This window comes from Cytobacillus firmus NBRC 15306, from assembly GCF_001591465.1.
Lineage (GTDB): Bacteria > Bacillota > Bacilli > Bacillales > Cytobacillaceae > Cytobacillus > Cytobacillus firmus.
Map to the genome: position 1 here is coordinate 1 of NZ_BCUY01000038.1, position 13,263 is coordinate 13,263.

The window sequence follows — 13,263 nt, forward strand, 5'->3', positions numbered from 1 at the left end:
CAATATTTAAAAAACAATTGTCGAACCCCAAGTCACATGATAGTATTTAGATATTTTCTAATATATTAAATTAACAAAATTATAGATACTATTAAAAGGATTCGTATGGGAGGCTTTTTGCATGACTGTTTTTACATCCGCCTATTTTACAATGACTGAACAGGAAGCCATTGAATATGCCAAAACAAGACTGAATTATTTTGCTCCAGATGCCGAATTGGACTGCAGGGAAATTGGCGATGGCAATTTAAACTATGTGTTCAAGCTGACGGACCATAAACACAATAAGTCTCTGATCATCAAGCAGGCTGGTCCGGTTGCCAGAATCTCTGATGAATTTAAGCTGTCTCCTGACCGCAACCGCATTGAATACGAAATTCTGGATCTGCAAAACAAACTCGCTCCAGGTTTTGTACCAAAAGTGTTTAGCTACGATCCCATTATGAACTGTACCGCGATGGAGGATCTGTCTGATTATACCATCATGAGAACAGCCTTAATGCGGCATGAAAAATTCCCGCTGTTTGCTGACCATATCTCGACTTTCCTGGTAAATACCCTTTTGCTTACTTCCGATGTTGTAATGGGGCATAAGGAAAAGAAAGAGCTGGTCCAAAAATTCACCAACCCGGAATTATGCGAAATTTCAGAGGACCTCGTCTTCACAGAACCGTTTTACGATTGTCCGAGAAATGAAGTGTTTGAAGGCACCAGGGAATTTGCCAAAAGGGAAATATGGGAAGACCCGAAGCTTCAGCTTGAAACTGCAAAGCTTAAATTCGAGTTTATGACCCATGCCCAGTCCCTTCTGCATGGCGATCTGCACACAGGCTCGATTTTTGTAAAAGAAGATTCTACTAAAATCATTGATCCCGAATTCGCATTCTGCGGCCCTGCCGGCTACGATGTCGGCAACGTGATCGCCAACCTGATTTTCGCCTATGTGAACGCGAAATATACAATGGCAGATGGTGAAGAAAGAAAGGTTCAGCTGGAATATCTCGAAAATACAATGGAAGATATTATAGACTTGTTCAAAAAGAAATTCCTCCGGGCATGGGAGGAGAAAGCAACTGAGCAAACAGCCCGTTATGATGGGTTTAAAGAATATTATCTGGATGCAGTCCTGCGTGACACAGCAGCTGTCACGGGACTTGAACTGTGCAGAAGAATTATCGGGCTGGCATCTGTCAAGGATGTCACTTCCATTGAAGAATACAGCAGCAGAGCTGCAGCGGAAAAGATTTGTCTGGCAGCCGGAAAAATGTTTATTATGGATAGGGAATCTTTTAAAACAGGTGAGGATTTTGTACGTATTCTAAAAGACTGTGAAAAAAGGTTCTAAAGGAGGCAGCATGATGGGAAAACCAGTGGATGTCATCCAGTCTGTCAGATTGGATGATGAAAACGACACGCTCATTCTATTAGATCAAACAGTTCTGCCGAATGAAAAGAACTTTTTGCATTTGAAAGAATTAAAGGATATATGGGAAGCAATCTATCATTTGAAGGTCCGGGGTGCACCTGCCATTGGAATAGCGGCGGCTTACGGTGTCTATTTGGGCACAAAGCAATCAGCAGCAGTAAGCTATGAAGAACTTTATATGGATTTTAAAAAGGCGAAGGAATACCTGGCGTCATCACGGCCAACTGCAGTTAATCTGTTTTGGGCGCTCGACCGCATGGAAGCCCGTTTCCTGAAGGAAGAAGGCAAAGCTGCAGCCGAAATAAAGCAAGCCCTAAAAGTGGAAGCAGAAAAAATACGGGCTGAGGATGAAAAGGTTTGCGAGTCGATTGGACAGCACGCGCTTTCTGTACTTGAGCCTGGTTGGGGTATTCTGACACACTGCAATGCAGGTACGATTGCCACCGCTAAATATGGAACAGCTCTTGCTCCGATTTATTTAGGCCAGGAAAAGGGATATGATTTTAAAGTATACGCTGATGAAACCCGCCCGCTTTTGCAGGGGGCCCGCCTGACAGCATGGGAGCTCGAAGAAGCAGGTGTCGATGTTACGCTGATCTGTGACAATATGGCCAGCATCGTAATGAAAGAAGGCAAGATTCAAGCGGTACTTGTCGGCTGTGACCGCGTGGCAGCCAATGGGGATGCAGCCAATAAGATTGGAACTTCTGGCGTTGCGATTCTCGCAAAACATTATAAAATACCTTTTTATGTTTGTGCCCCACTGTCAACAGTCGATCTCGCATGCAAAACAGGGGACGATATCCATATTGAATTAAGAGATTCAGAAGAAATTACTTCTAAATGGTACGAAAAGCCGATGGCGCCAGAAGGTGTACAAACCTATAACCCCGCATTCGATGTCACAGATCATGATTTGATTACAGGCATTATTACGGAGAATGGCATCGCGTATGCACCTTACACAGAAAGCCTTCCAAAGATGTTCAAATAAGAAGAAATAGCCTCCTGACCAAGCGGTTAGGAGGATTTTTACTCTTCATATCTTTAAAGCGTTTAACTAGGAAAATATCCCTGACATCCATAAAAACGAAGTGTAATTTCACTCTTTGTATCTATCAAAGGAACTAATTTTTTGGGGGTAATTTATTTATTTCTGGAAATATTATGAATTAAACAACATATGGATAGTAGAAAAATTTTGTAAATCAGTCAAAATGCCTGTTACTTTTTTAGAAGCTATGTTTCTATGCCTGATTCTAAAGTCTGATAATTAAACATTTTAGCATATTGTTAGAGTCTGAATATTTTAAATATAATAGAAATACAACAGGAATCGACAGAAAAATATAGACTTGAGAGGAGAAAAAGGATGAAGAAAAAAAGGGCATTAGGAGCAGCACTTCTAAGTATGACCATGGGTTTATCAGTTTTCACAGCGGGGGCATTCGCTAAAGAACCGGAGACCCAAAATGAAACCTACCGGGTATTAATCCAGGGTCCGGCAAATGCTAAAGCCAGTGTGAATTCACAGGTGGACAAGCGCTGGGATTTTGGCAGCGATGGCATGACTGCAGAGGTTAATGCTAAGCAATACCAGGCACTCCTGAAAAATAAGAACTTAAAGATTGAAAAAGTAAGCGAAGTTACTCTTGATACTGCCAGAACAGAGGCTTCCAAGAAAGATTCAGTTTCTATTCAGGCAGCGGGATATCCTAGTGATCAGACACCATGGGGAATTGCTTCCATCTATAATAACAGCAGCATTACCAGTACGTCAGGCGGAAGCGGCATTAAGGTTGCTGTTCTTGATACAGGCGTTCATACAAGCCATATTGACCTGGAAGGCTCTGCAGAGCAATGTAAGGATTTCACTCAATCCAGCCCGATTGTAAATGGCTCATGTACTGATCGTCAGGGACATGGTACACATGTAGCTGGGACGGTTTTAGCACATGGTGGATACGACGGCCAGGGAATCTATGGAGTAGCTCCACAGGCGAAATTATGGGCATACAAAGTACTTGGCGATAATGGCTCAGGCTACTCAGATGATATTGCAGCAGCAATCCGCCACGTTGCGGACGAAGCATCCCGCACAGGATCAAAAGTAGTCATTAATATGTCACTTGGTTCAAGCGGCAAAGATTCTCTAATCAGCAGTGCGGTTGATTATGTCTACAGCAAAGGTGTCCTTGTTGTTGCCGCAGCAGGAAATTCCGGATACAGCGCTAATACAATCGGCTATCCTGGAGCATTAAAGAATGCGATTGCAGTTGCAGCCCTTGAAAACGTCCAGCAAAACGGTACATACCGTGTAGCCAACTTCTCGTCCCGCGGAAATCCTAGCACTGACGGTGACTATGTCATTCAGGAAAAAGACGTGGAAGTGTCTGCACCGGGAGCAAGCATCGAGTCTACATGGTATAACGGAGGCTATAACACGATCAGCGGAACATCCATGGCTACACCTCACGTAGCTGGCCTTGCAGCAAAAATTTGGTCATCCAGCCCATCCATGAGCCATACTCAGCTTCGCACAGAGCTTCAAAATCGTGCAAAGCAATATGACATTAAAGGCGGATACGGAGCCGCTGCCGGTGACGACTATGCGTCAGGTTTCGGATACCCACGCGTAAAATAAACGAACAGCATCATACCCCCGAAAACCGTCTGATCTCTGATCAGGCGGTTTTATAATATTTCCGCGGAAATGATCACATTTTAGCGAAACATGAAAACTAATGGGAAATGCTGAAAGAAACTAACTTTGAATATACAATAGGGAGTGGATGTGAATAGGAAAGGGGCTGACAGCCATGGCTGTTAATAATACATATCTTAATGACCAGGAAGCAAAGGAACTCATCTGCGAAATTGGAAGAAACTTCGTTGCTGCAAACGATGGAAACATTTCCATTAAAATGAACGACTGTGAACTCTGGACAACACAAACCGGGGTGAGGTTCCGGGTAGTGATAAGAAAATCCGGACAGCCCACGGCCTGCCGGAAGAATTGATCGGGAGCATTGTCAGAAAAGTAACGGAAGAAGTCTTGATTAACGTTTTAAAATAGCCAAAACAGGATAGCTATAAGGGTATAGCAATGTTGTATAATTTTAACCTTTTAACGAAACCTATCTTGAATATCTTATTGAAACGTGAGGAGAGATTCTGATGAAACTGCTGGTCATTGGCGGGGTGGCAGCAAGTATGTCAGCCGCATCAAAATTAAGGAGAATGGATGAAAAAGCAGAAATTACCGTCTACGAAAAAGGCAAGTTTTTATCTTACGGTGCCTGCGGTCTTCCTTATTATATATCTGGAGAAAATGATGATTACCGGAAAATGATCGCAAGAACACAGGAGCAATTTTCTGAGAGGAACATCAAAACACATCTTCAGCATGAAGTGTTAAAAGTGGATACAAGTAAGAAGGAAGTAACGGTTAAAGACCTTACATCAGGAGAAATGTTTACGGATACGTACGATAAGCTGATGATTGGAACAGGCACGTTTCCCATCATGCCTCCATTTCCTGGAGCTGATCTTGAGAACGTTCAGGTGCTGAAAACAATGGAAGATGGGATAGTACTAAAAGAAATTTCCCACAAACCTGAAGTGCAAGATGTTGTTATCGTCGGCGGTGGTTATATTGGTATTGAAGTGGTTGAAGCGATGAAAACCCTCGGTAAAAAAGTCCGTGTTATTGAAATGGGGGAGAGAATCCTGGCTCCATTTGACAAGGAAATAACCGATATAGCTGAAAAAGAGATCCGTGATAACGGAGTAGAACTGAATCTGGGTGAAAAGGTAGAGAGCTTCAGCGGCAATGGGAAAGTGGAGAGTGTCAAAACGGATAAAGGCACTTATAAAGCAGACTTAGTGCTTGTTGCTGTTGGTGTAAAGCCTGCTACGAAGTTTCTTGAAGGATCGGGAATAGAGATGGCGGAAAATGGTGCCATCATCATCGACCGTGAAATGCGGACAAATATTAAAGGTGTTTATGCTGCGGGGGATTGCGCCCAGGTTTATCACAAGGTGCTTGAAGAAAATGATTATATTCCGCTGGGAACAAACGCGAATAAATGCGGCCGCCTGGCTGGGGCCAATATAGCCGGCAGTCATGAAAAATATGTGGGAACTTTGGGGAGTGCCGCGATTAAAATTTTTGATATGGAGCTTGGGAGAACGGGGCTCTCCGAGGAGGATGCCAAAAAGCTTGATATTGGCTACACAACTGAATTTGTAAAAGCGGCCGACCATCCGGACTACTACCCGAATCAGACTCCTATCTGGATCAAGCTGATATGCGAGAAAGGAACAAACCGAATACTCGGAGCCCACGCCATCGGAAATAAAGGAGTGGTCCTTCGAATTGATGTATTTGCCGTTGCCATCCATAATAAGATGGCAGCAGAAGAGCTTGGCATGGTGGATCTTTGTTATGCTCCGCCGTTTGCGGGTGTTTGGGATGCTGTCCATATCGCAAGCAATGCAGCAAAGTAATAGATTAAAGTCAGCGGAATTCGCTGGCTTTTTAATTTTCGCAGGAGGTTTTTGTAAGAAGGTGTTGAATATAGTCCATATCTAATCCCTTTTATGGAGGCTGAAATGTTTACAAGAATTGATACAGTTTTTCTGCAGGTAACTGGTTTAGGAAAAGCCATTGAATGGTACAGCACAGTGCTGGGTTTCCCGGTAAGGTGGAAGGATGAGCAGGGAGGATATGCAGCCCTGGAGGTTGGGGAAACGCCTTTAACCCTTGTCCGTTCTGAAAAAGTAATTCCCTCCTCCCATATGCCATTTAACTTTTATGTTTCCGATATTGAAGAAGCACATCAGCATCTGGCAGGGCATAAAGTGAAAACAAGTCCAATCCAGCATGATGGGACGGTAAAGTGGTTTGAGTTTGAAGATCCTGACGGCAATAAGCTTGGCGTATGCCATTTTAAAGAGTAAGGAAAAGCTGCCTTTTTAGGGCAGCTTTTCAGTTATTAATAAGAGTCCTTCGCCAGCTTCGGGTGGCGGTTCATGGCACCCAGAAGAATCAGTCCGCTCAGGATAAGAAGAAGGCTTGTGACCACAAAGACGGCAGAAAAACCCAAATAGCCGGAGACCATACCGCCGATAACGGGTCCTATAATATTCCCGAAAAAGCGAAGACTTGTGTTGTACCCAAGCACTTCACCCTGCATAGCAACCGGCGCTTCCTGGCGGATATAGGCGATCCTGACAGGAATGATGCCCCCGATGGTGACACCAAGTGCAAAGCGGACAAGAACAAGCTGCCACATGTTTGAGACAAATCCTCCCGGCAGATAAAACACGCCTGCGAGGAAGAGGAGAACAACCAACGTTTTAATATAGCCATGCTGATCCCCAATTTTCCCCCATTGCCTTGCCATCAGCAAGTTGCCAAGCCCTGCAGCTGAAAAAGCAATCCCCGCAAAAAACGCCAGATTTTCTGGTCCATGCAATTCGCTGACATATAGGGATAGGATAGGCTGGATGCTGAAGTGTGCGATTTGAACAAGCGTTGATATCAGCATAACTGTCAGCAGGACGGGATTACTGATAATATGCTGAATGACCGCCTTGCTTGAATACCGCGTTTTCTCGCCCTTTTGAGTTTGGATTCTGTGTTCTTTTGTGAAAAAGACAAGAAAAGCGGAAACAAAGATGGCGATGGAGGTCCATTTGAAGGTATCTGAAAATCCGAATAAATCTGCAAGGACTCCGCCGAGAAGAGGGCCCATCAATGAACCTGTGATGCTTCCGGTCTGCAGTGTCCCCATCACCCTGCCGGCAATTTCCTTCGGAGTCTGCGTGGAAATAAATGCCTGTGACATGCCGATGAAGCCTGTAAAAATTCCCGTAAACAGCCTGAGAAAAAACAGCTGCCAGACATTTGTCACGTACCCCATCAGGAATATGGATATGCCCATGCCGATTCCGGACAGAATCAATATTTTCCTGCGCCCAAAAAGGTCCCCGATTCTTCCCCACACAGGTGAAAAAAGAAACGCAGTCACAAATGTGATCGCAAACGTCCACCCTGACCAATGCTGCACATAGGTTGGAGAATGGTCGCCAAAACTTTCTATATATAGCGAAATAAAGGGAAGCACCATCGTCATGCTGCCTGCCACAAAAAAATTGGCAAACCACATAATCATTAAATTTCTTTTCGTCTGTTTTACCATATTTGAAACACTTCTTTCCGGTCAACGTTTCGTTTCCCTAAATATATAATAAGGAAAATTACAAAAAATAGGAAGGGTTATGCTATCACTCTAATTTTTATATATCCTCTCAAATATGATAAAAACCGCTTTCCTCAGTGAATCCAAAAAATTCTATGACATTTTTACCAGAGTCCGTGAAAAAAACATTGTCTTATAACAGTATTTATTCTATAATTCCTAATAGGAAAAAGATTCAGAATATATATAAAAAGGGGGAAGTTGTTTGGAAGCTTTTGTTAATCAGCTAAACGGCATTTTATGGAGTACACCTGTTATTTATATCTGTTTAGCTATAGGGTTGTTCTTCTCTGTCTTAACTCGATTTTTACAGGTCCGCCATATCAAGGATATGGTACTGCTCATGTTTAAAGGGAAAAGTTCCGCAGCGGGCGTTTCGTCTTTCCAGGCCTTATCTATTGCTCTTTCCGGCCGTGTAGGAACTGGTAACATCGCAGGTACTGCCACTGCCATCGCAATGGGTGGACCTGGTGCTGTATTCTGGATGTGGGCCATTGCTTTTATCGGAGCAGGCAGTGCATTCGTTGAATCGACGCTGGCACAGATTTACAAAGTGAAAAAAGACGGGCTATACCGAGGCGGTCCGGCCTATTATATTGAAAAGGGAATCGGAATTAAATGGTTTGCCGTCCTTTTCGCTATTTCTGCATTGCTGGCTATGGCGCTTTTAATGCCTGGCATCCAGTCAAACTCAATTGCACTTGGAATGGAAAATGCGTTTGGCATTGATAAAACAGTAACAGGCCTTATTATAATCGGGTTACTTGCACTGATTATTTTCGGCGGTGTTAAGCGTATTGCAAATGTTGCTCAATATGCTGTACCATTTATGGCTGTGGGTTATATTTTAGTCGCTTTAATTATTATTGGCATGAACATTGGCGAACTGCCTGGTGTTATTTCGTTAATTTTCAGCAGTGCCTTTGGTGCAGATTCCATGTTTGGCGGAATTATCGGAAGCGCGATCGCATGGGGAGTCAAGCGCGGTATCTATTCAAACGAAGCTGGTCAGGGTACAGGCCCGCATGCAGCTGCAGCTGCTGAGGTTTCCCACCCTGCTAAGCAAGGTCTCGTGCAGGCATTCTCTGTATACATTGATACGTTATTCGTATGTTCCGCAACTGCTTTCATGATTCTATTTACAGGCATGTTCAATACAGTTGGAGCTGATGGAAAGACTCCAATTGTAGAAAACCTTCCTGGAGTGGAAGCCGGCCCTGGTTTCACACAGGCGGCAGTTGAATCTACACTTCCTGGTTTTGGTGCCGGATTCGTTGCTGTTTCTCTGTTCTTCTTCGCTTTTACAACAATTATGGCTTACTATTATATAGCTGAAACAAATGTAGCTTACTTAATTAATGGCAAGAACAGCAAGCTGGCTATGTTTATCCTGAAAATTGTCTTGCTTGCTGCAACATTCTATGGCGCTGTTAAAACAGCAGGCCTGGCATGGGCTCTCGGAGATGTTGGTTTGGGACTGATGGTTTGGCTGAACTTAATTGCCATCGTTATCTTAAGAAAACCGGCTCTGATTGCACTGAAAGATTACGAAGCCCAGAAGAAACAAGGTCTTGATCCAGTATTCAATTCCAAAAAGCTTGGCATTAAAAATGCTGAGTATTGGGAAGAGGAATACAAGCCGCAGGAAGAAAAAGTATCATAATAGAAAGATAAGAGATGTCCGGCTGATGCCGGGCATTTTTTTACAATCTTTAAACTACTTTTACAATTTTCAGGTTATTTCTTAGCATTCCCTTAATATTCATCTTTTAGTATTGTACTTGGGTTTGGTACATAAATACGATGAAAACATTATTAAATAATATGAAGAGGTGCTGAGGATGTCAGAATTGAATCGCCGCAAATTTTTAACGTATGTAGGTACAGGTGTGGGAGCTTTAACTGTAGCTTCGACAGGTTTGGGGACAATGGTTCCAAAAGCGGAAGCTAAGGGTGTTGAGGCAGCCTCCCATTTATTCGGATTCCAGAAGAAAATCTCTGGATTAAATTTTAAGCCGATTGACCCGACAGATAAAGATGACCTTGTTTTACCGCGTGGATACAAATACGATGTTGTGGCAGCATATGGAGATGTCATTAACAAAAAAGGCGATACATTCGGCTTTAACAATGACTTTACATTATATTTTCCAATTGATAAGGACAAGCGTGGTCTCTTATGGGTGAATCATGAATATTCAAGCGATCTATTTGTTCATGGTGCAAGGCCGGCAAATGGCAAGTATACGGCAGCGCAAATTCAGAAAATGCTATACAACCAGGGAGGATCAATTATCGAGGTATACCGTGATAAAGAAGGCACCTGGAAAATGGACACGGATTCCAAATATGCGCGCCGTATTACAGGCTTGACTCCATTCCAGCTCACAGGTCCTGCCAAAGGTTCAAAAGCAGTGGGTGGTGCAACGAATGTACAGGGAACTTTTGCTAATTGTTCAGGCGGCATGACATTGTGGGGCACGGTTTTATCAGCTGAGGAGAATTTCGAATCTACCTCAAAGGATGCAGGATTAAATGAAACACATTATGGCTGGATTGTGGAAATCGATCCGTTTGATCCTAATTTCAAGCCGCGCAAGCACACCGCCCTTGGTCGCTTTAACCATGAAAATGCAGCAGTCGGCCTGACCAATGACAATCGGGTTGTGGTTTATATGGGTGATGATAAGAAAGATGCATGCGTGTATAAGTTCATCAGCAAAAATAAATATGTAAAATCCCGCGGAAAAGCAAATGCAGACCTTCTTGAAGAAGGGACGCTTTATGTGGCTAATATGGGCAGCGGAAAATGGGTGCCATTAACTATCGAAAATGTGCAGAAAGCTGTCAAGGGGAATGCAGATCTTTTAAAGAAATTCCAAACACAGGCCGATGTGGCTGTTCACTGCCATGAAGCAGCTCTGCTTGTTGGCGGAACACCTACTGACCGTCCGGAAGATGTGGAAATCAGCCCGTTCGATAAAACGGTATTCATTGCCCACACCAACAATGACAAACATGGCAACTTTCACGGCCATATTACTAGATTTATTGAAGAGGGAGATGACTTGGGTGCACTGACTTTTGATTTTGAAATTTTCGCAGCCGGCGGAAAACAGAGTGGCTTCAGTGCACCTGATAATCTAACTTTCGATAGCCTTGGCAATCTCTGGACGGTAACAGATATGTCATCAAGCAAGCTGAATACAGGAATCTACACGCATTTCGCCAACAATGGCATGTTCGTCATCCCGACTATCGGAAAAAATACCGGCGAAGCCTTTCAGTTTGCTTCAGCTCCCGTTGAAGCAGAACTAACTGGACCATCCTTTACACCAAACGAAACAACCCTGTTCCTGTCCATTCAGCATCCGGGAGAAGAGACGGAAGACCTGAACAATCTGACAAGCAAATGGCCGCACCGCAAGGGAGATACTATGCCGCGCCCGGGAGTTGTGGCGATTACAGGCTTCAAATACTAGGAGGTTATTATGCTATCAAATATCGGGATACCAGGATTGATTATTGTTCTAGTGCTGGCGCTGATCATTTTCGGCCCATCCAAGCTTCCTGAAATCGGCAGGGCATTCGGCACAACCCTGAAAGAATTCAAGAAATCCACACGCGAACTTGTTTCCGACGAACAGCCGGAAGAAAAGAAAAAAGAATTGCTATAAGAATGAATAGGGAAGGGAGGATATCTTCCTTCCTTTTATATTGAGGTGATTAATATGAATAATGAGGCAGTAAATGTTCTCCAGCATTTTGAAGAGCTCCGGAAGAGGCTGATGATTATATCTGCTGTTTTTATAGCGTTCTTGGCACTATCCTTTATTTTTGTCAGCGACCTTTACCAGTGGCTGGTTAAAGATCTGGACTTTAAATTGGCAGTTCTCGGGCCCTCTGAGATTCTATGGGCCTATTTTATGCTTGCGTCTGTTGTCGCCATCGCAGCCGCCATCCCGGTTGCTGCCCATCAAATCTGGCTGTTCGTCAGCCCGGCGCTTACCGGAATGGAAAAAAAGGTAGCCTTATCCTATATTCCCGCGTTATTTTTCCTGTTCATTACCGGTATAGCATTCGGATATTTCATTCTTTTGCCGCTGGTTCTGAATTTTTTAATGACCTTATCGGGAGATATGTTCACCGCCTTTTTTACAACGGAAAAATACTTTCAATTCGTGCTCCATTTAACACTGCCATTCGGCTTTCTGTTCGAGCTTCCGGTGGTGATTATGTTCCTGACCAGCCTTGGCATCCTCAATCCCTATTCGCTGCAGAAGATAAGGAAGTATGCCTATTTCGTGCTGATTGTGGTTGCAATATTAGTCACACCGCCTGATTTAATTTCAGATATATTGGTCACATTGCCTCTCCTGCTGCTGTACGAGGCGAGTGTGAGCCTGTCCAAAATTATATATAATAGAAAGCTGAAAAAGCAGGCTGTTTTGCAGTAAAGAATGAACATTGGAATTATTTTCAAACCGCATATTGGATATTTATGGAGTTAACTCCTTTCTTAAATGGGTATAGCCAATTAAGTCATTTAAGGAGTGTGAGGCATGAGAGCTGTAACCTACCAGGGAGCGAAAGATATTCAAGTGAAAAATGTAGAGGATCCCAGAATTGAAAAAAGGGATGATGTTATTATCCGGATCACGTCAACAGCCATTTGCGGATCGGATCTTCACTTATATCAGGGAAACATGCCATTGGGGCCCGGGTATATTATCGGGCATGAACCGATGGGAATCGTCGTGGAGACAGGCCCTGATGTGACGCGGGTAAAAAAAGGCGACAGGGTAGTCATCCCATTTAATGTGTCGTGCGGGCATTGCTTCTATTGCCAGCATGATATGGAAAGCCAATGTGATAATTCCAACCCCCATAACGATTCAGGCGGCTATTTTGGCGGGTAATAGCAGTCGACCATCTTGATTACCGCCTGAATCACGCCAAACTCACCAATGATGTGGAGGTCTATGACTTCACGAAATATGATGACATGGGTGCTTATCTAAAAGAAATTACCCAAGGCGGAGCTGATGTGGTCATCGATTGTGTGGGCATGGACGGAAAGAAATCCGCAGTGGAAAAAATTGAACAGAAGCTGAAGCTGCAAGGCGGAACGCTTGGTCCTATCCAAATTGCGACGAAAGCTGTACGTAAATTTGGGACCGTCCAGCTGACAGGTGTGTACGGGCTGACATACAACATGTTCCCGCTGGAGGAATTTTTCTCGAGAAATGTTACCATTAAAATGGGACAAGCCCCTGTTGTGCACTACATGCCTGAGCTGTTCGAAAAAATCACAAACAAGGAATTTGATCCAAAGTCGATCATTACTCATCAGATTCCCCTTGAAGAAGCAGATCGTGCATATAAGATTTTTAATGACCATGAAGATGACTGCATTAAAGTCATCTTAAAACCTTAGCTGTTATACACGAACCGGCCTGAATATACCAGGGCCGGTTTTTTGAAGTTTAAGAATATAACATAATATACATGTTTCGACACAAACGTATATAATAGTTCTAAAGGCACGTTATTAATTGAGTTAACCAAGGA

Annotated in this window: 11 protein-coding genes and 1 pseudogene; 11 read left to right on the forward strand and 1 reads right to left on the reverse strand. The window is 43.5% G+C overall.

All coding sequences use genetic code 11. The features are described from left to right. Positions 1–121: 121 nt before the first annotated feature. The 6 genes from mtnK (at position 122) to BFI01S_RS12080 (ending at position 6,388) form a co-directional block, all read left to right on the forward strand. Positions 122–1,345, forward strand: a complete 1,224-nt coding sequence (gene mtnK, locus BFI01S_RS12055) for an S-methyl-5-thioribose kinase (protein WP_061792849.1) — start codon at positions 122–124, stop codon at positions 1,343–1,345. A gap of 13 nt (positions 1,346–1,358) precedes the next feature. Beyond that, entirely contained in the window at positions 1,359–2,420 is a 1,062-nt protein-coding gene (gene mtnA, locus BFI01S_RS12060; protein ID WP_061792850.1) for an S-methyl-5-thioribose-1-phosphate isomerase, read from the forward strand. A 378-nt stretch (positions 2,421–2,798) separates the two neighbouring features. Then, on the forward strand, positions 2,799–4,070 hold the full coding sequence (locus BFI01S_RS12065) for a S8 family peptidase (RefSeq protein WP_061792851.1): 1,272 nt from the start codon (positions 2,799–2,801) through the stop codon (positions 4,068–4,070). A gap of 175 nt (positions 4,071–4,245) precedes the next feature. Further along, the gene (locus tag BFI01S_RS12070; protein WP_061792852.1) at positions 4,246–4,446 is read left to right on the forward strand and encodes a hypothetical protein; all 201 of its coding nucleotides are present in this window, start codon (positions 4,246–4,248) and stop codon (positions 4,444–4,446) included. Between the two features lie 157 nt (positions 4,447–4,603). Continuing rightward, positions 4,604–5,935 carry a CoA-disulfide reductase gene (locus BFI01S_RS12075; protein WP_061792853.1) on the forward strand — a complete coding sequence of 444 codons (1,332 nt, stop codon included), beginning with the start codon at positions 4,604–4,606 and terminating at the stop codon, positions 5,933–5,935. Positions 5,936–6,040: 105 nt separating this feature from the next. Next, entirely contained in the window at positions 6,041–6,388 is a 348-nt protein-coding gene (locus tag BFI01S_RS12080) for a VOC family protein (protein ID WP_235831169.1), read from the forward strand. Positions 6,389–6,423: 35 nt separating this feature from the next. Here the strand turns inward: BFI01S_RS12080 and BFI01S_RS12085 are convergent, their stop codons facing one another. Beyond that, on the reverse strand, positions 6,424–7,632 hold the full coding sequence (locus tag BFI01S_RS12085; RefSeq protein ID WP_061792855.1) for an MFS transporter: 1,209 nt from the start codon (positions 7,630–7,632) through the stop codon (positions 6,424–6,426). 265 nt (positions 7,633–7,897) lie between these two features. Between BFI01S_RS12085 and BFI01S_RS12090 the strand changes: the two genes are divergently transcribed. The 5 genes and pseudogenes from BFI01S_RS12090 to BFI01S_RS12110 all read left to right on the forward strand — a co-directional run bounded on the left by BFI01S_RS12090 (position 7,898) and on the right by BFI01S_RS12110 (position 13,129). After that, entirely contained in the window at positions 7,898–9,355 is a 1,458-nt protein-coding gene (locus BFI01S_RS12090) for an alanine/glycine:cation symporter family protein (protein WP_061792856.1), read from the forward strand. Positions 9,356–9,533: 178 nt separating this feature from the next. Continuing rightward, positions 9,534–11,174, forward strand: coding sequence for a PhoX family protein (locus BFI01S_RS12095; RefSeq protein ID WP_061792857.1), 1,641 nt, complete (start codon positions 9,534–9,536; stop codon positions 11,172–11,174). Positions 11,175–11,183: 9 nt separating this feature from the next. Further along, positions 11,184–11,369 carry a twin-arginine translocase TatA/TatE family subunit gene (locus BFI01S_RS12100; protein WP_009335004.1) on the forward strand — a complete coding sequence of 62 codons (186 nt, stop codon included), beginning with the start codon at positions 11,184–11,186 and terminating at the stop codon, positions 11,367–11,369. Between the two features lie 54 nt (positions 11,370–11,423). After that, positions 11,424–12,149: a twin-arginine translocase subunit TatC gene (tatC, locus tag BFI01S_RS12105; protein ID WP_061792858.1), complete on the forward strand. Its 726-nt coding sequence runs from the start codon at positions 11,424–11,426 to the stop codon at positions 12,147–12,149. A gap of 105 nt (positions 12,150–12,254) precedes the next feature. Continuing rightward, positions 12,255–13,129, forward strand: a pseudogene (locus BFI01S_RS12110) (alcohol dehydrogenase catalytic domain-containing protein). The last annotated feature ends 134 nt before the right edge of the window (positions 13,130–13,263 follow it).

Bases quoted from the DNA above. Each gene is read 5' to 3' on its own strand.
- BFI01S_RS12080 (WP_235831169.1), top strand. From the start codon at position 6,041: ATGTTTACAAGAATTGATACAGTTTTTCTGCAGGTAACTGGTTTAGGA.
- BFI01S_RS12085 (WP_061792855.1), bottom strand. From the start codon at position 7,632: ATGGTAAAACAGACGAAAAGAAATTTAATGATTATGTGGTTTGCCAAT.
- BFI01S_RS12095 (WP_061792857.1), top strand. From the start codon at position 9,534: ATGTCAGAATTGAATCGCCGCAAATTTTTAACGTATGTAGGTACAGGT.
- mtnA (WP_061792850.1), top strand. From the start codon at position 1,359: ATGGGAAAACCAGTGGATGTCATCCAGTCTGTCAGATTGGATGATGAA.
- BFI01S_RS12070 (WP_061792852.1), top strand. From the start codon at position 4,246: ATGGCTGTTAATAATACATATCTTAATGACCAGGAAGCAAAGGAACTC.
- mtnK (WP_061792849.1), top strand. From the start codon at position 122: ATGACTGTTTTTACATCCGCCTATTTTACAATGACTGAACAGGAAGCC.
- BFI01S_RS12065 (WP_061792851.1), top strand. From the start codon at position 2,799: ATGAAGAAAAAAAGGGCATTAGGAGCAGCACTTCTAAGTATGACCATG.
- BFI01S_RS12100 (WP_009335004.1), top strand. From the start codon at position 11,184: ATGCTATCAAATATCGGGATACCAGGATTGATTATTGTTCTAGTGCTG.
- tatC (WP_061792858.1), top strand. From the start codon at position 11,424: ATGAATAATGAGGCAGTAAATGTTCTCCAGCATTTTGAAGAGCTCCGG.
- BFI01S_RS12075 (WP_061792853.1), top strand. From the start codon at position 4,604: ATGAAACTGCTGGTCATTGGCGGGGTGGCAGCAAGTATGTCAGCCGCA.